Raw genomic sequence first — 18,774 nt, 5'->3', positions numbered from 1 at the left:
TCAGTTCAACTCCTCTAGCGCCTTGGTCTGTTTGAAGCTGATGACTGACACGAGGGCCACCAGCAGGAAGATGATGATCGAGAACGCGCTGGCGAGGCCGTAGTCGCGGTTGGCGCCGACGAACGCGACCTTGTAGACCATCGAGATCAGGATGTCGGTGGAGCCGACGTTCACCCCGGCCGTGACGTCGCGGGGGCCGCCGTTGGTCAGCATGTAGATCAGGTTGAAGTTGTTGAAGTTGAACGCGAACGACGAGATCAGCAGCGGGGCGACGGAGACCAGCAGCAGGGGCAGCTTGATCAGCCGGAACACCTGGAACGGCCTGGCGCCGTCGACCGTGGCAGCCTCCTGGATCTCGTCCGGGATCGACTGGAGCGCCCCGGTGCAGACCAGGAACATGTACGGGAAGCCGAGCCACAGGTTGACGAAGATGATGCTGAACTTGGCCAGCCATTCGTTCGTCAGCCACGGGATGTCGGCGCCGCCGAACAGCACCTGGTTGACGAAGCCGAACTGCGGGTTCAGCATCCCGGCCCAGACCAGCGCGGAGAGGAAGGCGGGGAACGCGTACGGCAGGATCAGGACCACCCGGTAGACGTTCCGGCCGCGCATCCGCAGGTCGTTGAACACGATCGCGAGGAACAGGCCCAGGCCGAAGGTGGTCAGCACGGAGAGGAAGGCGAACGCGAAGGTCCACAGGGTCACGCTGATCAGCGGGCCGCGGATCGACTCGGAGCCGAACGCCTTGGCGAAGTTGGCGAGGCCGACCTCGACCTTCCAGCCGGGCAGCAGTTCGGTGCCGTCGGCGGCGACGAACGAGCCGGTCTTGCCGTTGTCGGTGTAGACCGTGTTCGTCTTGGTGTCGGTCATCGTGCCGGCGGCCTCGTCGTAGACGAGGTCGGACAGGTAGAGGTAGGCCTTGGACCCGTCCGGGGTGCGGAGGGTCCCGTCGTTCGGGTCGTCCGAGAGCGGCACGGACAGCGCCGCGATCTTCTCCTGGTTGCCGACGATGTCGTTGAACTTGAGGCTGGTGTAACCGGGGAGCGCGACCGCCTTGCCGGTGTCGTCGAGGGTGGCGTCGGTGACCGGGCGGAGCGGGGCATCCGTTCCGCCGAGGCTGACGGTTCCGTCGGGTTCGGTGACCAGGAAACTGTAGTTGCCGAGTTGTTCGACGACGGTGAGCTTGTAGGTGGCCGAGTCGGGCACGCGCTGCTGGGAGGAGACGATCAGGGCGTTGATCGCGTCCTGCTTGGTGCTGTTGTGGCCGGTTCCGTAGTTGGTGAACGCGATGTAGCCGGAGTAGCCGACCACGAAGATCTGGAAGATGAGCAGGAAGATCAGCCCGGGGGTGAGGTACTTGGCCGGCAGTTTCTGCTTGCTGAAGTAGATCCAGTTGACGATGAGGGTGACCAGGAGCACCGCGCCGAAGACGACCCAGTCGGCTCGGAGGAGGAGCACGAAGAGGGCGTACACGCTGATCGCGTCGACGATGCCGAGCAGAACGATCTTGACCAGGAGCGTCTTCACCCCGGCGGATGCCGCTTCGGCGATGCGGGCGGCCTGTCGTGAGCGCTTCGACTCTCTGACCTGCGCCTCGTCGCGCTCGGTGCCTGGGTGGGTCATCTTCGTCCGCTCTCTGCCGCTCTGCATTGTGGATCTGTTCGCCTGCCGGTGCCGGACAGGGGACTACGTGGGCCGGGCCGCGTGACGCGGCGGGGCCGGTTGTCGCCCGGCTGCCCCCGGCCTCGAGTCAGAGGCCGGGGGCAGCCGGGTAACGGGGTGGTGCGCCTACTTGATGGCGGTCTGGATGTCGGCCGTCATCTTCTGCCACAGCGCCGTGGGGTCACCCTGGCCGCTGATGATCGCGGCCTCGGTGACGCCCCAGAACTGCCAGACCTTGCCCATCTGCGGGATGCTGGGCATCGGGACGGCCTTGGCCGCGACCGCGCCGAAGCCGGCGGTGATCGGGTCGGCGCTGGCTGCCTCGAAGGCCGAGGTCAGTGCCGGTGCACGGCCGCCGACCTTGTACAGCTCGGTCTGGACCTTTTCGCTGCCGATGTAGTTCACCAGGAACTCGTTGGCTGCGATGGCGTTCTTGGACTTGGCGGAGACGACGAAGCCCTGCACGCCGACGAACGGCTGCGCGGTTTCACCACCGGCGGACGGGATCGGGTCGACGGCCACGTTGATTCCGGCCTTCTGGGCGTCCGGCACGTTCCACGGGCCGGTGATCAGGAACGGCGAGGCGCCGGCGTTGAACTTCTCCTTGGCGATGTCGCCGGTGACGTTCACGCTGAGGTGTCCGGCGGCGCCTTCCTTGGCGAGCCAGGCTGCGTAGGCCTCACCACCGGCGTTGCCGATGGACAGGTCGCCGGCGTTGTAGCTGCCGTCGGCGTTGGTGCCGAAGACGGGGGCGCCGAACGAGGTCTGGAACGGGTACAGGTGGTACGGGTCGGACTCGGGGCCGACCTGCACGAGGTACGGGAATTCGGTTCCGGCTGCTGTGCCGGCCGCGATCATGTCGTCGTAGGTGGCCGGCGCGGTGGGCGCGAGGGCCGTGTTGCGCAGGAGGGCGATGTTCTCGATCGAGTACGGCACACCGTAGGTCTTGCCCTCGACGCTCATGGCGGTGACGGCGACCTTCTGGAAGTCCTTGGCCGTGTCGCCGAGCTCAACCGGCTGCACGACGCCGTTGCCGACGAAGTTGCCGAGCCAGTCGTGGGCGGCGATGGTCACGTCGGGGCCCTTTCCGGTGGGAACCTGGGCGATGAACTGCTCCTGGATCTTCCCGAAGTCCTTCTGGACGAGCTTGACCGTGACGCCGGATTCCTTGGTGAAGGCCGCTGCCGCGTCCTTCAGCACGGCCGCGCGGTCGGCGTCGACCCAGACCGTGAGCGTGCTGGAGGCCGCATCGGAGCTGCCGCTCTTGGAGGACGAGGCGCCGGAGCATCCGGCCAGGGCGAGGGAAGCGGCGACCGCGACTGCGCCGGCAGCCAGCAGGCCTTTCTTATTCACCATCATTGGTGTGTGCCTTTCGTAAGGACATTGACAATTGTGCAAGCGTTTACATGTATAGCTTCTCGCAGATCGATTGACAACTCAAGAGCTTGAGCCGACGAATTTTTTTTTTCGGTTCGTTTAACGGGAATGCCATGCAAGCGCTTCCATGTTGTGGAGAATGCCGTAAGGTTTTCTTTCATGACAGGCACTGAGTGGTGGCGAACCGCAGTTATTTACCAGATCTATCCCCGTTCCTTTGCGGACGCCAACGGTGACGGGATGGGTGATCTCGCCGGCATCACCGGGCGTCTCCCGGCCCTCCGCGACCTCGGGATCGACGCCATCTGGCTGTCCCCGTTCTACACGTCTCCCCAGCACGACGCCGGCTACGACGTGGCCGACTACTGCGATGTCGACCCGATCTTCGGTTCCCTCGCCGACTTCGACACCCTGGTGCGCACCGCCCACGAGCTGGCCATCCGGGTGATCGTCGACCTGGTGCCCAACCACTCCTCGAGCGATCACCCGTGGTTCCAGGCCGCACTCGCCGCCCCGGAGGGCAGCGCCGAGCGGGCGCACTACATCTTCCGCGAGGGCAAGGGCGAGACCGGCGAGCTTCCGCCGAACAACTGGGAATCCGTCTTCGGCGGCAACGCCTGGACCCGCGTCACAAACCCCGACGGCACGCTCGACCAGTGGTACCTGCACCTCTTCGACACCACCCAGCCCGACTTCGACTGGGACAACGAGTGGGTGCGGGCGCAGTTCCGCGGCGTGCTCCGGTTCTGGCTCGACCGCGGTGCAGACGGCTTCCGGGTGGACGTCGCGCACGGCATGATCAAGGCGGCCGGGCTGCCCGACTACACCGCTCCCGTCGAGGGCGGCAGCATGGGCGGCGCCTCGGTGCTCGAGCCGGGCATCATCGCCGAGTGGGCCGAGACGGCGCCGTACTGGGCGCAGGGCGGTGTGCACGAGATCTACCGGGACTGGCGCCTCGTGCTCGACGAGTACCCCGGGCAGCGCATCCTCGCCGCCGAGGCGTGGGTTGACCCGCTGCGCCGCGTCGCCGAATGGGTGCGCCCCGACGAAATGCACCAGGCCTTCAACTTCGCCTACCTCGAGACGCCGTGGAGCGGCCCGGCCCTGCGCCGGGTCGTCGACGACTCCCTCGAGGCGTTCAGCGCCGTCGGCGCCCCGAGCACCTGGGTGCTGTCCAACCATGACGTCGTGCGCCACGCCTCCCGGCTGGCCCTCACCGCGGAGAACCTGCAGGGCCACGGCATCGGCCCGAAGACGGCGGGCCTGCCCGACCCCGTGGTGGGCCTGCAGCGCGCCCGCGCGGCGACCGCGCTGATGCTCGCCCTGCCGGGCTCCAGCTACCTCTACCAGGGCGAGGAACTCGGGCTGCCCGAGGTCATCGACCTGCCGGACGCCTCCCGCGAGGACCCGACCTGGTTCCGCACCAACGGCGAACGGTACGGCCGCGACGGATGCCGGGTGCCCCTGCCCTGGGAGGGTTCAGCGCCCTCCTATGGTTTCGGCCCGACCTCGGCCAGCTGGCTGCCGCAGCCCGCTGGCTGGGGCACCCTCGCCCGCGACGCCCAGGACGGCGTCGCCGGGTCGACCCTCGAACTGTACAAGCTCGCACTGCGCCTGCGCCGGGAGCACGCCCTCGGGCTGGGCTCGGTGGAGTGGCGGGGCGGGTTCGGCGACGAGGTCGTGCACTTCCGGAACGGCGGAGTGGTGGTGGTCGCGAACACGGGCACCGAGCCGATCGAGCTGCCGGCCGGGGAACTGCTGCTGGCCAGTGAGCCGATCGCCGGACGCACCCTGCCCGGCGACACCACGGCCTGGCTGCGCGCCTAGGCTCCACCGCGCGCCGCGGCAACCGCGGCAACGGGGCAACCGCGGCAACGGGGCAACGCGCTGGCGCCGACGTCTGCTCGCGAATGCAGGATGCCACGCCGGGCGGGGCCCCGCCCGGCCTTGCCCGGCCGCGGCATCCTGCATTCACCTGCCGGGGGTCGGCCGGACCCTGCTGGCGCGCCAGCGGTGCTCATCGCGGCGCACGAGTGCCAGGATGCCGTCCGCCACCCGCTGCCAGTCCTGCATGATCATTCGGTAGGTGATTCTCAGCACCAGATAGCCCTGCTGGACGAGCGCGAAGTCCCGGCGACGGTCCTCCTCGAAGGCGAGCCCGGTGTGAAACTCCTCGCCGTCGAGTTCGAGCACGAGACGATCGCCGACGACCAGGTCGACGTGGCCGACGCCCGCCACCCTGACCTGGCTGCGAACCCGGATGCGCTGCCTGATCAGGAACAAGCGCACGAGGGTCTCCAGGCCGGACTGGCTGCCGCCGTCGCAGAGTGATCGCTGCCGCAGCATCCGTCATCGCCATCGCCATCGCCTCAGGATGCCGCGTGCCGGCACGCCGGGCCCTCCGGCCGCGGAATCTGTGCACTCTCCATCCCTGCGGGCCGGTTTGCAGGATACTCGCGAGGAACGAGGCCCCAGGCGCCCCGCGCAGCCCCGGCATCCTGCATTCGCGCCCTGCCAGCCCACCCGCAACCCCGAGTGGGAGAATCGACCTGCGGCGCCGGTAAGTTGAGCGCCCAGGAGGAGTCAACGTGGCCGTCAGAGGCATCGACAAGGGGTTCGACACCGCCGGGAGCGTCGCCCAGCGCCGGGAGCTGAAGACCGAGCTCACCCGATTCATGATGTCGTACAAGTTCGCGACCGACGAGATGATGACCAAGATCAACATCCTCAAGGAAGAGTTCAGCTCGATCCACGACTACAGCCCGATCGAGCACGTGAACTTCCGGCTCAAGTCGCCGGAGGGCATCCTGAAGAAGGCCGTCCGCAAAGGCTGCCCGCTCGTGCTCGATGACATCCGCGCCCAGATCCAGGACATCGCCGGCATCCGGATCACCTGCAGCTTCATCTCCGACACGTACCGCATCCTGGACATGCTCACGAGCCAGCAGGACATCACCGTGCTCGAGGTCAAGGACTACATCGCGGCGCCGAAGCCCAACGGCTACAAGAGCCTGCACCTCATCGCCGCGATCCCGGTCTTCATGTCGGACCGGGTCGAACCGGTCACGGTCGAGATTCAGATCCGCACCGTCGCGATGGACTTCTGGGCCAGCCTCGAACACAAGATCTTCTACAAGTACCAGGGCGAGGTGCCGGTCGACCTCGTGCACGACCTGAAACAGGCGGCGGATGTCGCCAACCGCCTCGACGTGAAGATGGAACGCCTGCACGACCAGGTCGTCGCCCTCGAGCCCGACGACCAGGCGGAGACCGACATCCTCAGCATCGCCGGGCTATCGCAGTACGCGCTGCCTGAGGGGTTCCTCAGCGCCATCAGCCGTTCCCGCGAGGACGACGAGCTGCCCGAACGCGACCGCGCCTGAGCCGCGGCGGATTGAGCCGCGGAGGCCGGTGCCGCTAGTTCGTGTTGGCGTACAGCCAGGCGAGCGGGTCTACCTTGGTGCCGTCCTTGCCACCGAGCCGAATATCGAGGTGCAGGTGCGGCCCGGTCGACATGCCCGTGTTCCCGACCTTGCCGATGACCTGTCCGACCTTGACGACGTCGCCGGTCTTGAACAGCATCGAACCCTTGATCATGTGCGCATAGACGCTGGAGACGAGCTTGCCGTCGATCATGTGGTCGATGATCATGTGCGTGCCCAGGCTGCCCTCACCGTCTTCGCTGAAGCTGACAACTCCGTCGGCGATCGACTGGATGGGGGCACCCAGACCCGGATTGAAGTCCTGGCCGCCATGATTGGACGAGCAGCCGGCGCAGTCGCGGAAACCGAAGCGGTCGCCGATGTGCACGCCGACGGCGAACGGCCACTGGATCGTGCCGTTCGGGTTGTTGGTGAACGTGGCTTCCATCCGGATGCCGCTGGCCGCGGCGACCTCGGCGATGGTCTTCGACTCGTAGCCGTCGCGCTGCACGGAGATGACGTCGGTGCCGCCGCTCATCGTGAGCGTCTGGGCCGGTTCGGTTTTGGTCGTGCGCAGGGCGGCGTGGGCCGCGGCCTGCACATCGGCGGAGGAGAGCAGCGCCTCGGCCGGCAGGGAGGTGGAGACGGCCATCAGGGCGACGAACGCCATCGCCACGAACGTGACGCCGGTCGTCGCGAGCCGCCGGGCGAGTCCGCTGGCCGGGGTGGCCGTCCGGGGTGACCGGGGGGCAGCGGGTGGCGTTACGGAAGCCCGGAGTCGAGGGGCCTCCGTGATGCCCACAACGGGCGCGGATGCCTCGGGGAGCGACGCTGCGGGCGGCGGCGCCTCGGGACGTGAAGCGGCCGACCGCGGGGCGGGCTGGCCGGAGCGCGAGGCGGCCTGCCTGGCGCGGGCCTGGGCCCGGGTGGGGAATTGGATCGGGGTCGAGGTCGTGACCGGCGAGACGTCCGTCTGGAGCTGCTCCAGGTCGGAGACCGGAGCCTCGGCTGCCGCGGGGGCGGCGATGAGCCGGTCCGTGTCGGCGATCGTGACCGTGTCGAGCTCGGGCAGACGCAGGTCCGCGTCGGCGAGGGCTTCGGCGAGCGGCATGAACACCGGCGCGGGTTCGAGCGGCGCGGGTTCGAGCGGCTCTGGCTGGATCGCGGTCGGCTCGACGGGTGCGGGTGCGGGCTCGACGGGTGCCGCGGCGACCGGCTCAGCCGCCTTCGGCGGTGCGACAACGCCCGAGTCGTGGCGGCTCGTGTGGCGCGCGTCGGCGACCTCCACGGGTGCGCGTGCAGCACGCTCGCGCTCACGCAGCTCGCGACGGGTCAGGGATGCTCCTTGGGAAGGCTGTCCTGCCGGGTCACTCGCATCGGGCACAGAGGCAGCCGATGAAGGGGAGTGAGAGGGCAAAGGAGAGGTTCTTTCGGTGCGTTGGACAGGGAGCCAGAACGGTCGTCTTGGCCAGTGCCAAAGTAACGAATCAGTACAGGGTAACCCGGGAAGCCCCGATTTCCCATTCGGCGGGGCCGAATGACACCCGAAAACGGGGGTGCCCGGGCCTCCCGACGGAGCCTCCCGACAGCGCGGGCCGGCCGGCGACTCGCCCGGGATTCCGCGGATGCGCTCGGCGTGGCGGCCCTACCGACCGCCCTCATCCATGTGACGGTCGAAAAGATCGGAAAGTATCGGCGCGAACACCTCGTAGAGGTCGGGCGCGCCCGCAATCAGCAGATCGTTCCCTTCCCGGTCGTCGCCGAACGCGCCGACCCGGGCCCCGGCCTCGCGCGCGATCAGCGCTCCTGCCGCCAGGTCCCACGGGTTCAGGCCGCGCTCGTAGTAGAGGTTCAACCGGCCGGCCGCCACCGAACACAGGTCGAGGGCGGCAGAACCGATCCGGCGGATGTCCCGAACCTGGCCGACCAGGCCGCGCACGACGTCGGCCTGCCGCTCCCGGCGCGCGGCCTGATAGGAGAAACCGGTGCCGAGCAGGGCGAGGGACAGGGGCACGCCGGAGGGAACCTGGAGTCTGCGCTTGCCGAGGAATGAGCCCTGCCCGGCCGCGGCGGTGAAGAGCTCGTCGGCTGCGGGGTTCCGCACCGCGCCGGCCAGGGTCGTCCAGGTCGCCGGGTCGGGCTCACCCTCGACGACGGCGATGCTGACGCCCCAGGCCGGGATCCCGTAGAGGTAGTTGACGGTGCCGTCGATCGGGTCGACTACCCAGGTCAGCCCGGAGCTGCCGCCGGTGGCGTCGGATTCCTCGCCGAAGAAACCGTCATGCGGACGGGCGTCGGCCAGGCGGCGGCGGATGAGCGCCTCGGTCTCGCGGTCGGCATCCGTGACCACGTCCTCGGGCGAGGATTTGGACGCCGCGACGTGAACGCCCTCGGCCCGCCGGGTCAGGGCGAGCTCGCCCGCTTCGAGGGCGATCTCCCGGGCGAGGCGGAGTAGTTCGGTCGAAGCGGGAGCAGTCATGCTCCAACGCTACGGGACACGCAAAGAGTGAGTGGCAAGTGAGGGATTCGAACCCGCTAAACAGCCCCGGATTCACGCGGGAGACTCAGCACAACCGCGGAATATCAAGGGTTTAGAGGCCGCTTGGATTCTTGGATCACGTTTGAATTGTGGGGAGTTGTGGGGTTTCGGTGGGGCGGCATCATCGCGGATACTCGCTGAATGGTCGCCCAGGCACCATCACACGGCCGTTGAAGGGGTACGCCGTGAGGCGCATATTGTTTTTCTATCTCGTAGCCTCCTAGAGAAGGACCGATGCCTGTGTTAACCTGAATCTGCGTGGGTGACCGTCAGCAGCTGTCAAGTTGCACCCGCTGAGCGGTAATTGCCGGTCGACACGCGCTACAAGGTCGCGATCCATGGATACGCGGCCTTTGTTGCGTCCGTCCACGGATGCATCTTCATCCCATAGGACGTCAACGGGCTGCTGCCATGCCGGTAAAGGCGCGGCGCCAGACACTGCACATAGCGCTGTTCCGTGTTCCCCCATCGGTCAGCATTGAATGCTGCTCCAGTGGCTGATGCGAGTAGGTCCGCGAGCTGCAGTTCTTCGAGCCTTTGTGGCTGATCGATTGACCCCCCCTTCCGATCCAGCGATGCCCAATGGATCTGACAGCCAGACTGCCGGGCAAGTACGTGCTCGTACTCGCGAAGATCTGACTGACTCACTCTCGGAATTTGCGCGATGGTGAAATGCAGCACCTCATTGTTCGTTCTCGCTAACCAGGAAAGACGCTCCAACATGAAGCGGAGTTGATAGAGATAGATCTGGCTCTGGTTGATCTGCGTGGCCGGCAGATGCCGCTTGCATGCAATGACGGAGACCTTCTTCAGCCACGTCTGCTTGCCGAGTTCTTGAGCGATGTGAACGCGATCCTGATGAGATCGGATGTTCTTCCAGGTCAGATAGAAGCCTGAGGGTTTTCGAAGGCCGGTTCTGATCGACTCAAGGAATGGATTTACAAGGTGACGATTCGTATCACGAACGACACCGGCGGTCAGAATGAAATGGTCTGATGCTCTCGGCGTGATCCCGCGGTCGCCTGTCTCATCGATGAACGCATGCAGCATGACTCCATCCTGCACCACGGCTGTGACGTTGGCGGCAACGGCTGGCGTGGCAAGCGACGCGCACCCGTCGAGTCCAGTCAGTCCGAGCACAGGAATACCCGATCCTCGATGAACCGCTGCAGGTCGACTGCACGGATCCGTTGGTGCGGCCGCGTGTGTCCAAATTCCACGACAGGGAGATGGCCCTCTCGGATCTGCTTGTAGACCCACACCTTGGACATCGCGAGGATCCCGGAGGCGGCCGTCACTGAGTACAGGCGCAACGGGTCAACGATGGCGACCTCTGGCCGGGCCCTTGCCGCGTCAGCGTCCCGCTGCGCCCGCACTTCTTCGCGCACGACCTGGCGAATGAGTGCCTCGATCGTCGAGGGCTGAGGATCCAGCTGCTCGGTCATGCTGGTGAGGTCACTAGGTACTTCTCCCGCTTGACGGCGATCCGCACGAGCAACTGCTCGTATGTCGGGCCGCCTGGGCGCACTGCGCGCCGTGCTGCTTCCTCGATGGGATAGGTGTAAAGGATCCGGTAGCAGTTCGCCAAGGAGACCGCGGCCGCCTTGATGCACTCCTCACGGGTGCGCACTGGGGGTGCATTGTCGACTACCGCTCCGGGCGCCGCCGTCTGTCTCATAGCGGCCAGCGTAGGGGGTCGCCAGAGCCTTGCATTCAAGACGCGCACAGCTCAGGCTTGATCACAAATCCGGAGGCTGCCACTGCCCGGCGTGCCGCCCTGACCGAAGGAAGCCATGACCGACACCGGCGCCCCCACAGACGATGCACCTGCCGAGAGATCTGACCGCACCTGGGACACCCCCTGCGAGTTCGAGGGCTGCACGCGTCGGTACCACGACCCCCTCCAGACCCGCGCCGAGTGGCGTCACGAGGTCTACGTCGCCGCAGATTTCGACGGCGGCACCGTGGAAGCTGCACTCTCGGTGTACTCGGATGGGAGACCACCGGTCGGCGACATCCACGCCGGCGCCGACGGCGACTTGATGTCCGCGGCGGAGTATCGCAAGGCGGCCGACGACTACGAAGCCTTCCCGGCGTGGCTGCGGTCCCTGGCCGATCGGCTGGACGCCCTCGAGCTGTGACGCTGCCGGCTCCGGACATTTCAGGGGCGCGCCTAAATCATCCCCATGCGCAAGGGCCTGCGAACTTCGCATGCCCCCTCGCCCCAAGCCCGACCATTTTCGTGACCCCACGAAAATGATCCCCCATACCGAAGGGGGTCACCCAAATTGAGACCCTTGGGCCATCACGCAGCGGGTCGGCCATTTTCGCACCCCGGGAAGATGGTCGACGGATGATTCCGCGAGGTCGCGAAGACGTCCCTGACCATTTCGTTGACCCCAACGAAATGATCCAGATCAGGGCTCAACGTGTAAATCTGCCACCTATTGCCAAGCACGCGCAGCACGACCAAGCTTGGGGGACATGCGAAGTTCGCATACCCCCTTGTCTAGCCGGACTGTCCCTCCGCTTGACCCGAATCCTGTTGGAGCGCCCATGCCGAAACCAACACCCATCCCCACCGAGACCCGCCGCCGCATCGCTGGCCGGATCAGCATGGGCGCCGGCCGGAACGAGCTAGCCCGCGAGTTCGGGATCTCAACAGGCGTCGTGTCCAAAATCGCGCGTGAATACGGTGTGTACTTCGAGAACCTCGGCGCCGCAGCCGTAGCCACACAGGCACGACAGATCGACCAGTGGGCCGTGCGAGTCGACCGCGAAGACGAACTACTCCGGGCATACCTCGCACTCCCCCTGACCCAGCGACCAGATGGCAGCATGACCCGCCAAGAGAAGCGACTTTCGTACGCGATCTACAACGTGAACCGGCACCACAAAGGGCAATACCGCTGACTTTGGTGCGCACTGGTCACGCCTACGCGCACGCGCGTGGCGTGTGCGCGTGTACGTCAAGGGCACGACGGCGAACGGCAGATCGTGCCCCTGTCGAACATTCGGGAGCAAACGTGCGCAGCCGTGTACACCTGTACGTCAACGCGCGCCCTCAAGCTGGGGCAATCCCTCTAGCCAGTAGGGGCTTTGCTGCTATCGCTCTTGGACGGGAACGGGACAGATACGAAGCCGCCGCTCTGGACTTGGAACACTGCATAGTTGATCGCCTCCATGTCGAGCGTGAGCTCCGGCGTGTTCGCGTACTCGAGTGCAAGGGCGACACCTGGGGTGACTGCGAGAGACAGGAGGTTTCCGTCGCGAGCGGCGCCGAGACCAACATGCAGCTGGAAGGTCGCTCCGCGCAGCCTGGTTAGCAGCACGTCGAGATGGAACAGGCTGAAGTCGTCGAGATCGACCTTGATGTCGCCGTAGCTGAGCGTTCCCATGGTTCTCCTTTGAATGTCACCCCCAGCGTAGGACGACCCACGGCTGACCTACGCCACCCGCCCCGCGAGGTAACGCTTCACGTCGAGGCGCACGAGGCTGCCTCTGCGCTGTTTGAGCCCGTACTTGTAGCGGAGGTTGGTCTGGGCGAGTTTGCGGCGCCTGAGGCGGTCTGAGAGGGCAGCCATGCGCCGAGCGGTGAACGTGTCATAGTCCAGATGCTCAGCGACCAGCGCGCGCATCGTCAACATCCAAGCATCATTCTCGACTTGGTCGACCTTGAGCATCTCCAACTGCATCGCCCGGTTTGCGAGCGTCGCCCATGCCACGGCGTCATCCCGCGCTGGCCAGCTAGTCCGGGCGCGCTGCACGTTCTCGCTCCATGTCTTCACGGATCTCACGCTCGATGAGCTTGACCACTGTATTCTGCGACTTCGCGCGACTCTCCCCAGCCTTGTGGCGCTTGACCATCTCTAGGTTGAGCCCACGTTTCGCAGCAGCGAGTGCTCCGCCGTCGAGTCCGAGTGCCTCGATCTTGGCGAGCTCCTCGGTGCGCCATTTGTAGAGTTCACTCGTTGCCGCCAGTTTGGCCTTCGCGGTCTCGCGCTTCGAACGCTTGATGATGTCGTCGATCATGTGTCGATCCTCCGTCAGGTGTGGGTTGAGGTAAGTGGGGGTGGTGCGGGTGCCGCCCAGGAGACGGCACCCGCGTCCGCCGCATCCCCCACGCCCTGCAGCGTGGTCAGGTTGGGATACGGCGGAGTTCATGGGGTGAGACTACGCGTGGCTGAACTTGACCCGTAGCGCGTCGATGGCGGCCGTCAGCTCTGCGCCCGTATCCCGCTGGGCTCCAGCTTCCGCTTCGGCCGCTGCCGTGTGAGCCTGGTCGGCTGCGGCCTTCGCTTCCATGTCGGCCAGCCGTGCGTCGATCGCGCCGCGCCGCGACTCCTGCATGGTCAGACGGCCCGGTTCCGAATGGTTGCGGGGAGCTGGCCCTCGACGATGTTGTCGAGGCGGCCGAGCCCGCGGATGGGGAGCCCCTCGTGCGCCTTGGCGACCGTCAGTGCTGCAGCGCGCACCCAATCTCCAGCGCTCTGCTCGCGGGAGTACATGACGCCACCGAGCACAACAGCCCCGACCGTGCCGGAACCGAGGGCGGCGTGGTTCCGCTCGTCGAAGTCACGGTGGTTCTGGCCATCCCCTCCGTTCATGTAGATCCCACCGCGGTCCATGGCCCGGTACGCCTCAGTGAGAAGCTCGCCATCGCGATCGATGACCTTCACGAGGTGCTCAAGGGCCGCTACCGCCTGGTCGTAGGCGACGAGGGGGTCGATGTACTCGCCGTCGGTGAACCACTTCGCCACGTCCGTCTTGGTCTTCGCGCGGAGCTGATCTGCTTCCTGCATCCGCTTGTCCTGAGCACGTCCCTCGATTCCCTTGTGGAACAGTCTGGCGAGGGTGATGCGCTCGCGAGCTGCGGTCAGGTCGGCAACGGTGACGTCGCCGCCGTCGATTGCCTTCTGCTCGAGTCGAGCGAGGTCGGCCGCTGCTTCTTCGGGGGTGATGGTGGGTTTGGTCTGGTCGGTCATGGTGTCTCCTTGGTGGGTGCCGACGGTTGTCGACGTGGTGCCCGGCATCCGGGTGGATGCCGAAAGTACGGTGGCTGCTGTTGGGGCGGCGCTGGTGGCCATCTGAGCCGTTGGGTGTCCCGCGGGGCGGGCAGGATCTGCAGGGCGCTCACGCTGCCAGCCAGGCCCTCGCCCACCTCGGTGAAGACGTGACTGGCAATGCGAACCCTCATGGCCACTAGTGGCCCGCCATCTGATTGGCCCACATGCGAGCGATCTGCGTGGCGAGGATGCGCGGGTCTTCTCCCGGCGACGTGGTGACGTTTAGGTCTCCTGTCCAAACTGAGCCAGCGGCTGCAGATTTGCGCCCGCCCGAGGTGCCGCCCGCAGCGAACGACTGCGCGCCTGCCGGGACCAGCTGGTAACCGAACTGATCAGCGACGTCTGCGAGGATCGCCGTAGACCGGCCCCGCTTCGACCCAGCCAGGGGGATGTACGCCTCCCCGCCCGTCTCCGGTTCCGCCCAGACGCGCATTGCGCCCGCGCGCTCGATCTGCGCGGTGTGATGCTCGGACACGGATCCGTTGGCGTGGTACGAAACAACCGCGCCATTCGCCTGGCTGAACGCGTCACCGAGCGACAGGAGCGGACCTTGGCCACCGACCCTGCCCGGCTTGGTGATCAATGCGTAGAGGGCGGCGATCTTCGCGGTAGCCCTCGCCGTCTCGACGTTGATCGAGGGCTGGAATCCGTCGATCTTGATCCCGTAGTCAGTGAGGATCTGTTCGACCGTCGCGGTGCCCGAGGAGAGCTTGGTCGTGATCTCATCGGCGGCACCTTGCCCAAGCTGTGCTGCGGCCGCCGCGATGACGACCGACGAGTTGGAAAGGGTGGTCGCGAATGCCCCGGTCGCCGTGGCTGCGCGCTGAGCGAAGAGGGTTTCGGCTGTGGCGAGTTCCACGTCGGAGGCGTTGACGAGGTCCGCGACGAGCGGGGCACCTTCCGGGCCCAGCTTCGCGAGTTCGTCAAGGACCCCCTGCGAGACCCGTCCGGAGAGCTTGACCATGTTCGATTCCCAGTCGGACTGGGCGTCCACCTGGGACTGAAGCTGGGCGAGGTAGTCGCCCAGGTTGACTTCGAACCCGTCGTAGTAGTCACTCCACGAGTCGGAGCTGTCCTCCGTTGAGTCGGCGGTCGACTCTGCAACCGCCTTGTTCTTCTCGATGACAGCGTCGTACCCACCGACCAGGTTGATGAATGACGCATCCGATCCGGCGACCGCCTCGATCCAGTCGTCGTGTGCCTTCGTCGCGGCGTCCGTCGCCTCTGCGAGGGTCGTGGTCGCGGTGGCTGCGAGACCCGTCTTGTCCGCGGCATCAGCGGTGCTGTCGTTCGCCCCGCTCATGGCGTCTTGGTATCCCGGCAGCAGCGCGTCGAGCCGGCCGAGCGCCTCGCTGGACCCATTGGTTCGCGATGCCAACTCAGCGTAGAGATCGGCCGCTTCCTGCGTCTTGCCCTCGCCGACAAGCTTCGCCATGGTCTGGTCGAGCGCTTTCATCTTCGACGTCGCCAGGTTGGTGGTGACCCCGGCGAGGGACAGGCTGGTGTTCCAGACCGCCAGCTTCTCAGCGGATTCAGAGGCACCCTTGGTGAGGTCGGAGAAGAACCCGCCATCAGTCAGCTGCGAGAGCTGGTTGATGCCCATCGCGTTGACGGCAACGTCGACCGTCTTCTTCGTTCCAACGGCGTCGAGGGACTTCGTGAGGCTATCCACGGTCTGCTTCACGCCGGCGGCCTCGCGGGCCATGTCGGCCAGGTTCCCGATCGTCTGCGCTGCCCATGCAGTGAGGGCGACTGTGGCGAGAACACCGAGGGTGCCCTTGAGCCCGCCCGCGGCCTTGTCCACGAACCCGACTTCGCCGCGGAGCGTGGTGAGGGCGGCGCGGTAGGCGACGACCTTGGGAATCCCGAGCAGCAGCGTGCCGCTGAGCAAGAAGACCGCCGCCGTGCCCACGCCGAGCGCCAGCGTCGTCCCCTGTACCTCCTTGTTGAGCCCGCCGTACCAGTCGACGAGTCCGGAAACGGTCTGCACCATGCCGCGCAAGCTGTCGTTTGCCGAGGATCCGGTCTTGATGAGGGCGGTGTCCATCGACCCGCCGAGGCGTTCGATGTCGCCGGTGAGGTTGTCAGCAGCCATAGCAGCCTGTTTGACGGCGTAGCCCTGGTCATCGACGCTCTTGGTCCACTTGTCAACGCCCGCGGCACCAGCAGAGTAGAGGATGCCGGCGGCGCTGGCCGCTTCCGCACCGAAGATGGCACCGAGCGCTGCAGAGCGGGTCTGCTCGTCTAGGCCGCCGAGGCCATTCTTCAACTGCTCCGCTACACCGGCCATGGTGATGAAGTTGCCCTGTGCATCGAACACGTTGATGCCGTACTGCTTCATCACTTCTGCGCCCTTGGCGACCGGCTGGGTCAGGGAAGAGATGACAGAGCGCAGACCCGTGCCAGCCTTCTCGCCCAGCAGACCATTCGATGCCAGCAGGGCAAGCGTCCCCACGGTGTCCTCGAGCGGGATATTCAGGCGTGCGAAGGTGACGCCGACGTAGTCGAGGCCGAGCGCGAGGTCATCGACGGAGCCCTGAGCCTTGCCAGCGCCTGCGGCGAGCAGGTCAGCGACGTGGGAGGCCTGGTCGCCCTTGAGCTTGAAGACGGTCAAGGCGGTGGCCGAGATCTCAGCCGCGCGGGCGACGCCGAGCTGGCCGGCCGCCGCGAGGGCCAACGACCCGTTCAGGGCACCGCCGACGATCTCGCTGGTCTTCAAGCCAGCCTTGGCCAGTTCCGTCTCCGCGTCAGCCGCTTCCTTCGCCGAGAAGATGGACGCCGCGCCGGCGTCGAGCGCCGCGGCGCTGAGTATCTCCTTCTGCTGGCTGGTCGCCATCGTCGCAGCGGCGGTCTTGGACATGCTGGCGTCGAATGTGGCGAAAGACGACACCGTCAGGACTGCCATGGCGGTGAGAGCTGCGCCGATCCCCATCGCGGTCACGCCGATGGTCCTCGCTGCGGCGTCCGACTTCGACTTCAGAGCATCGAGCTCGGCGCCGGTCTGCTTGACCTTGGGCGCCGCGACCGTGTTCTCGTCGCCGAGCTTCTTCGTCGACTTGCCCGTCTCATCGAGCGGACCCTGGGCGCCCTTCGCCGCCCTTCCGGACTTATCGACCTCGTCTCCGAGAGGCCCGACCTTCTTCGCCGCCTTCTCGGCTGAGTCACCCAGTTCCTTGACCGACTGGTCGGCATTCTTCGCGTCTCGCTTGAACACCTCCGCCCCGACCATGGCCAGGCGGAATGCAATCGCGCCAGCTTCAAACATGTTTAGTCTCCTTCTGAGGGCGAACCCTCGGGGTTGGAGAGGTCACCCTGCAGAGACTCTCGGTTCGTCAACGCGAGCAGGTCGCCCACGTAGTCGTTTTGGGGGTAGGTGGCCTCGGCCAAGGTCATGAACGGGCCGAGGATGGCGGTGGCAAGCTGGAAGAGCACGCCGCATGCGAGGTTGAGGCGGACGTGCTCCGGCTCCCCCGGGGTCTTGAACGAGTCGATGATGAACTCCAGGGCCGCATCCGGATCCCGCGACTGGATGGCGATCACGTTCGCGATGATCCGCTCGCGCTTCTCGAATGCCGCGACGTCGACGTACTCCACCGGCATGCCCTCGTCGTCGAGGAGGAAGAAGCCGCCGGCGGTCATCGTTCGCACCGAATAATGACGTCGAGACCGCGGGCTTCGCCTGTGGGGTTCACGGCCACAGACCACCCCTCGAATGTGAGCGCGGCGAGGGCTCGGAGCCCCCGGGCATTCAGGAAGTAGGCGGATCCCTTGTAGGTGACTACGCCGTCGCTGTCGGTGATGGTCTTGGGAAACTGAATCCAGACCGGGCGGCTGCGGAGGTCGCGCAGAATTCCGAGCCTGTGCAATGCCTGCAACGGGCCTGAGTCGGTGGGCCATCCAGGGGCGACGATTGAACCGGTCATGCGGCCACCGGGCCCTGCTCCAGATCCCGCTTGCACCGATCGCACGGCCGCGGGTAGTTCGGGTGCAGGGGGCACTCACTGCCCGGGATGTAGCCGGCCCCCCGGATGAGCGCGGAGAGGCGCATGGTCTCGCCCCGATCGATCACTGAGCCAGCGTCCGCACGATCGCAGTCCGCGCACCGCGGTGGGTACACCTCCCCCACGTGACGCTCGCACCGCACGCCGTGATCGAGCTCCCGGCTGATCTTGCGACGAACCCGTGGAATCGTCATGCGGCCTCCTCCAGATCGAAGAATCGAATGCAGGAATGGGCGCGGTCGATTTCGGAGAAATTGACCCTGATCACAGATAACTGATCAAGTAACTGGTCCCTAACTGATAGTGCGCAGTTCTTTCCGGTCCGATGCGCGAGCATTTCCGGTTCGTTGTACCCAAATTGCCGATGGTGAGCACCCGAATTGCCGATGGTGGATAGAGAATCCGGCAATCCTTTCCGGTTCATTCGTGCCACCTCAGCCATTCCGGATCCTTCTGCCGATACGAATCGGGCACGTTCAGCAGGTAGACGTTCCGCAGCCACTTGCCCCCGCTTCGCCTCTTCTCGATCGTCACCGCGCCGAACAGAACAAGCGTCTTCATGTGCGTCTGCACCGTCCGAGTACTCAGACCCGTGCGCTCCGCGATCGTCTCGTGGCTCGGAAACGCATACCCGTATTCCGGATTCTCGAATTCCGCCAGGCAAAGAATCGTGAGCTTCTCCTTCATCGGGAAACTCAACCCCTCCC

At 66.0% G+C, this 18,774-nt stretch carries 20 protein-coding genes; 4 read left to right on the top strand and 16 right to left on the bottom strand.

Translation table 11 applies throughout. The annotated features are described in order from the left end of the window. Together E3O32_RS10145 and E3O32_RS10140 are read right to left on the bottom strand one after the other, a co-directional pair. Nucleotides 1-1,623 (bottom strand): ABC transporter permease subunit, encoded by a 1,623-nt coding sequence (locus E3O32_RS10145; protein ID WP_134509131.1) that lies wholly within the window; start codon nucleotides 1,621-1,623, stop codon nucleotides 1-3. A gap of 165 nt (nucleotides 1,624-1,788) precedes the next feature. Next, entirely contained in the window at nucleotides 1,789-3,021 is a 1,233-nt protein-coding gene (locus E3O32_RS10140; RefSeq protein WP_134509129.1) for a sugar ABC transporter substrate-binding protein, read from the bottom strand. A gap of 177 nt (nucleotides 3,022-3,198) precedes the next feature. On the opposite strand from E3O32_RS10140, the gene E3O32_RS10135 reads away from it, so the two are divergent. Further along, nucleotides 3,199-4,866, top strand: coding sequence for a glycoside hydrolase family 13 protein (locus E3O32_RS10135; RefSeq protein ID WP_241974764.1), 1,668 nt, complete (start codon nucleotides 3,199-3,201; stop codon nucleotides 4,864-4,866). Between the two features lie 144 nt (nucleotides 4,867-5,010). On the opposite strand, the gene E3O32_RS10130 is transcribed toward E3O32_RS10135, so the two are convergent. Next, nucleotides 5,011-5,385 carry an endonuclease domain-containing protein gene (locus tag E3O32_RS10130; RefSeq protein ID WP_134509125.1) on the bottom strand — a complete coding sequence of 125 codons (375 nt, stop codon included), beginning with the start codon at nucleotides 5,383-5,385 and terminating at the stop codon, nucleotides 5,011-5,013. A gap of 242 nt (nucleotides 5,386-5,627) precedes the next feature. Between E3O32_RS10130 and E3O32_RS10125 the strand changes: the two genes are divergently transcribed. After that, a complete protein-coding gene (locus E3O32_RS10125) occupies nucleotides 5,628-6,422 on the top strand; it encodes a GTP pyrophosphokinase (protein ID WP_241974762.1) in 795 nt (264 codons plus the stop codon). Between the two features lie 34 nt (nucleotides 6,423-6,456). Here E3O32_RS10125 and E3O32_RS17755 read toward each other — a convergent pair whose 3' ends face one another. The 4 genes from E3O32_RS17755 to E3O32_RS10105 form a co-directional block, all read right to left on the bottom strand. Further along, on the bottom strand, nucleotides 6,457-7,749 hold the full coding sequence (locus tag E3O32_RS17755) for a M23 family metallopeptidase (RefSeq protein WP_134509123.1): 1,293 nt from the start codon (nucleotides 7,747-7,749) through the stop codon (nucleotides 6,457-6,459). A gap of 357 nt (nucleotides 7,750-8,106) precedes the next feature. Then, the gene (locus tag E3O32_RS10115; protein ID WP_134509121.1) at nucleotides 8,107-8,940 is read right to left on the bottom strand and encodes an inositol monophosphatase family protein; all 834 of its coding nucleotides are present in this window, start codon (nucleotides 8,938-8,940) and stop codon (nucleotides 8,107-8,109) included. 381 nt (nucleotides 8,941-9,321) lie between these two features. Next, on the bottom strand, nucleotides 9,322-10,140 hold the full coding sequence (locus tag E3O32_RS10110; protein ID WP_134509119.1) for a DUF3800 domain-containing protein: 819 nt from the start codon (nucleotides 10,138-10,140) through the stop codon (nucleotides 9,322-9,324). Further along, nucleotides 10,128-10,445: a helix-turn-helix domain-containing protein gene (locus E3O32_RS10105; RefSeq protein ID WP_134509117.1), complete on the bottom strand. Its 318-nt coding sequence runs from the start codon at nucleotides 10,443-10,445 to the stop codon at nucleotides 10,128-10,130. Before E3O32_RS10105 ends, E3O32_RS10110 begins: the two co-directional genes overlap by 13 nt. A gap of 348 nt (nucleotides 10,446-10,793) precedes the next feature. On the opposite strand from E3O32_RS10105, the gene E3O32_RS10100 reads away from it, so the two are divergent. Beyond that, nucleotides 10,794-11,141 (top strand): hypothetical protein, encoded by a 348-nt coding sequence (locus tag E3O32_RS10100; RefSeq protein ID WP_134509115.1) that lies wholly within the window; start codon nucleotides 10,794-10,796, stop codon nucleotides 11,139-11,141. A 415-nt stretch (nucleotides 11,142-11,556) separates the two neighbouring features. Continuing rightward, on the top strand, nucleotides 11,557-11,913 hold the full coding sequence (locus E3O32_RS10095; protein ID WP_134509113.1) for a hypothetical protein: 357 nt from the start codon (nucleotides 11,557-11,559) through the stop codon (nucleotides 11,911-11,913). Nucleotides 11,914-12,083: 170 nt separating this feature from the next. Here the strand turns inward: E3O32_RS10095 and E3O32_RS10090 are convergent, their stop codons facing one another. The 9 genes from E3O32_RS10090 to E3O32_RS10055 all read right to left on the bottom strand — a co-directional run bounded on the left by E3O32_RS10090 (nucleotide 12,084) and on the right by E3O32_RS10055 (nucleotide 18,754). Next, nucleotides 12,084-12,398, bottom strand: coding sequence for a hypothetical protein (locus E3O32_RS10090; protein WP_134509111.1), 315 nt, complete (start codon nucleotides 12,396-12,398; stop codon nucleotides 12,084-12,086). Nucleotides 12,399-12,446: 48 nt separating this feature from the next. Continuing rightward, on the bottom strand, nucleotides 12,447-12,725 hold the full coding sequence (locus tag E3O32_RS10085) for a hypothetical protein (protein ID WP_134509109.1): 279 nt from the start codon (nucleotides 12,723-12,725) through the stop codon (nucleotides 12,447-12,449). 22 nt (nucleotides 12,726-12,747) lie between these two features. Beyond that, nucleotides 12,748-13,032, bottom strand: coding sequence for a hypothetical protein (locus E3O32_RS10080; RefSeq protein ID WP_134509107.1), 285 nt, complete (start codon nucleotides 13,030-13,032; stop codon nucleotides 12,748-12,750). A gap of 141 nt (nucleotides 13,033-13,173) precedes the next feature. Further along, complete coding sequence (locus tag E3O32_RS17260; protein WP_166790823.1) at nucleotides 13,174-13,350, bottom strand: hypothetical protein; 177 nt, start codon at nucleotides 13,348-13,350, stop codon at nucleotides 13,174-13,176. A 2-nt stretch (nucleotides 13,351-13,352) separates the two neighbouring features. After that, the gene (locus tag E3O32_RS10075) at nucleotides 13,353-13,985 is read right to left on the bottom strand and encodes a hypothetical protein (protein WP_134509105.1); all 633 of its coding nucleotides are present in this window, start codon (nucleotides 13,983-13,985) and stop codon (nucleotides 13,353-13,355) included. Between the two features lie 217 nt (nucleotides 13,986-14,202). Then, the gene (locus E3O32_RS10070; RefSeq protein WP_134509103.1) at nucleotides 14,203-17,331 is read right to left on the bottom strand and encodes a phage tail tape measure protein; all 3,129 of its coding nucleotides are present in this window, start codon (nucleotides 17,329-17,331) and stop codon (nucleotides 14,203-14,205) included. Nucleotides 17,332-17,333: 2 nt separating this feature from the next. Beyond that, on the bottom strand, nucleotides 17,334-17,714 hold the full coding sequence (locus tag E3O32_RS10065; protein WP_134509101.1) for a hypothetical protein: 381 nt from the start codon (nucleotides 17,712-17,714) through the stop codon (nucleotides 17,334-17,336). A 543-nt stretch (nucleotides 17,715-18,257) separates the two neighbouring features. Next, on the bottom strand, nucleotides 18,258-18,509 hold the full coding sequence (locus tag E3O32_RS10060) for a hypothetical protein (RefSeq protein ID WP_134509099.1): 252 nt from the start codon (nucleotides 18,507-18,509) through the stop codon (nucleotides 18,258-18,260). Then, the gene (locus tag E3O32_RS10055; RefSeq protein WP_134509097.1) at nucleotides 18,488-18,754 is read right to left on the bottom strand and encodes a helix-turn-helix domain-containing protein; all 267 of its coding nucleotides are present in this window, start codon (nucleotides 18,752-18,754) and stop codon (nucleotides 18,488-18,490) included. The genes E3O32_RS10060 and E3O32_RS10055 overlap by 22 nt, the downstream gene beginning before the upstream one ends. Nucleotides 18,755-18,774 lie beyond the last annotated feature (20 nt).

The sequence above is a fragment of the Cryobacterium mannosilyticum genome (assembly GCF_004402705.1).
Taxonomy (GTDB): domain Bacteria; phylum Actinomycetota; class Actinomycetes; order Actinomycetales; family Microbacteriaceae; genus Cryobacterium; species Cryobacterium mannosilyticum.
The sequence above is the reverse complement of the archived record's forward strand: the minus strand, read 5'-3'. Positions and strand labels throughout refer to the sequence as shown.